Origin of the sequence: Corallococcus sp. 4LFB, assembly GCF_046520365.1 — a bacterium.
GTDB lineage: Bacteria > Myxococcota > Myxococcia > Myxococcales > Myxococcaceae > Corallococcus > Corallococcus caeni.
The window spans coordinates 1-2,630 of record NZ_JBKGHJ010000780.1 but is presented as its reverse complement, the minus strand read 5'-3'; the positions used below and the strand labels follow the sequence as shown (position 1 = coordinate 2,630).

Genomic DNA, 2,630 nt, shown 5'->3' with positions numbered 1-2,630 from the left:
GTCGTGGCCCGGGGCGCGGACGCGGACAAGCGCCTCATCGGCTACGTCACCGCGCACGAAGGGCACCCGCTGGACATGGAGGCGCTGCGGGTCCAGCTGCGGCAGCGACTCCCCGAGTACATGGTGCCTGCGTCGCTCCTGGTGCTGGAGGCCCTGCCGCTCAACGCCAACGGCAAGGTGGACCGCAAGGCCCTGCCCGAGCCCACCGATGCACCGCGCGCGGCCGCCTTCGTCGCGCCGCGCACCGCGACCGAGGAGAAGCTCTCGGCCCTCTTCGCCGAGGTCCTCCGCTTGGAGCGGGTCGGCATCCGGGACGACTTCTTCGCGCTGGGAGGTCACTCCCTGCTGGCCACCCAGCTCGTCTCGCGCGTGCGGGCCGGGTTCGGCGTCGAGCTGCCGCTGCGGGCCCTGTTCGAAGCGCCCACCGTCGAAGCCCTCGCACCGAAGCTGGAGGGGACGCCGCCCGCCGCGCTCCGTGCGCCGCCGCTGCGGCCCGCGTCACGCGAGGGAGCCATCCCGCTCTCCTTCGCCCAGCAGCGGCTCTGGCTGCTGGATCAGCTCCAGCCCGGGGATGCGTCGTACAACATCCCCACGGCGCTGCGGCTGACGGGACAGGTGGACGTGGAGTCACTGCGCCGCGCCTTCGAAGCGCTGATCACCCGCCACGAGTCCCTGCGCACCACGCTCGCCGCGTCACACGAAGCGCCGTCGCAGCGCGTCCAGGACTCGGCGGCGTGGGAGTTGCCCGTCGTCGACCTGACCGCGCTGCCGCGGGAGCAGCGCGAGGAGGAAGCCCAGCGCGTCGTGATCGCGGAGGCCCGTCGTCCGTTCCACCTCGCCACGGGACCGCTGCTGCGCGGGCTCCTGGTGCGGCTGGCAGCGGAGGAGCACGTGCTGCTGGTGACCATGCACCACGTCGTCTCCGACGGCTGGTCCATGGGTGTCCTCGTCCGTGAGGTCGCGGCCTTCTATGAGTCCTTCAGTACGGGCAGCACGCCGGCCCTCGCGCCGCTGCCCGTGCAGTACGCGGACTTCGCGACGTGGCAGCGCAACTGGCTCCAGGGGGAGGTCCTGGAGGCACAGCTCGATTACTGGAAGCAGCGGTTGGCGGGAGCCCCCGCCGCGCTGGAGCTGCCCACGGACCGCCCGCGTCCGCCCGTGCAGTCCCACCGTGGCGCCACGGTGGATGTGCGGGTCCCGGCCAGCATCGCGGAGGCCCTCAAGGCCCTGGCCCAGCGTGAAGGCGCGACGCCCTTCATGGTGTTCCTCGCCGCGTTCCAGGTGCTGCTGTCGCGCTACTCCGCGCAGGACGACGTCAGCGTGGGTTCGCCCATCGCGGGCCGGACGCAGGCGGAGACCGAGGGCCTCATCGGCTTCTTCGTCAACACCCTCGTCCTGCGCGCCCGCCTCAACCCGCGCGCGACGTTCCGTGAGCTGCTCGCCCAGGTGCGCGGCACGACGCTCGCGGCCTACGAGCACCAGCACCTGCCCTTCGAGAAGCTCGTCGAGGCGGTGCAGCCCACGCGTGACCTGAGCCGCAATCCGTTGTTCCAGGCGATGTTCGTCCTGCAGAACATGCCGGGAGAGGTGCTGCGCCTGCCGGGGCTGTCCATGCGGACGCTGCCGTTGGAGACCCACTTCGCGAAGTTCGATCTCTCCCTGGGTCTGCGGGAAGCCCCCACGGGCATGACGGGCACGCTGGAGTACGCGACTGACTTGTTCGACGCGGCGACCGTGCAGCGCATGGCCGGACACTTCGGCGTGTTGCTGGAGGCCATCGCGAACAACCCGGACACGAGGCTGAGCGACCTGCCCCTGCTCACTGACGCCGAGCGCCAGCAACTCCTCGTCGAGTGGAATCCGGCTGCCACGGAAGCCCAGCGTGAGCCCAGCATCCCCGCGATGGTGGAGGCCCAGGTGCGCCGCACACCGGACGCGCTGGCCGTCATCACGCCCGAGCGGCAGCTGACGTACCGCGAGGTGGATGCGAAGGCGAACCAGCTCGCCCACCGTCTACGAGGCCTCGGCGTCCGGCCCGAAGTCCGCGTCGGCCTCTGCGTCGAGCGCACCGAGGATCTCGTCATCGGCGCGCTCGGCATTCTCAAGGCCGGTGGCGCGTATGTGCCGCTGGACCCCAGCTACCCGCGTGAGCGCCTGGGCTGGCTGCTGGAAGACGCCCAGGGCCCCGCCCTTGTTGCCCATTCGCATCTTCTGTCTGCACTGCCCGAGACGTCGGCCACAGCGGTGTGCCTGGACTCGGATGCGGAGTTGGCGAAGCAGCCCACCACGGCGCCCGAGGTGGACATCCACGCCGGGCACCTCGCCTACCTCATCTACACGTCCGGCAGCACCGGCCGTCCCAAGGGCGTCGCCATCTCCCACGGCAACGCTGTCTCCTTCCTCCACTGGGCCCTGGCGACGTTCACCCCGGAGGAGTTGAAGGGCACCCTCGCCGCGACGAGCCTCAACTTCGACCTCTCCGTCTTCGAGCTCTTCGCGCCTCTCTCCAGTGGCGGCGCGGTGGTGGTGGCACGCAACGCCCTGCACCTGGCGGAGCTGTCCACCGCCTCCCATGTCACCCTCGTCAACACGGTGCCCTCCGCCATGGCGCAGCTGCTGCGCCTGAATGC

The 2,630-nt window shown here is 70.9% G+C and carries 1 protein-coding gene; it reads left to right on the top strand.

All coding sequences use genetic code 11. The features are described 5' to 3' along the window. The coding region (locus ACLEQD_RS41020) for a condensation domain-containing protein (protein ID WP_410391354.1) at positions 1-2,630 on the top strand (2,630 nt) is incomplete at both ends.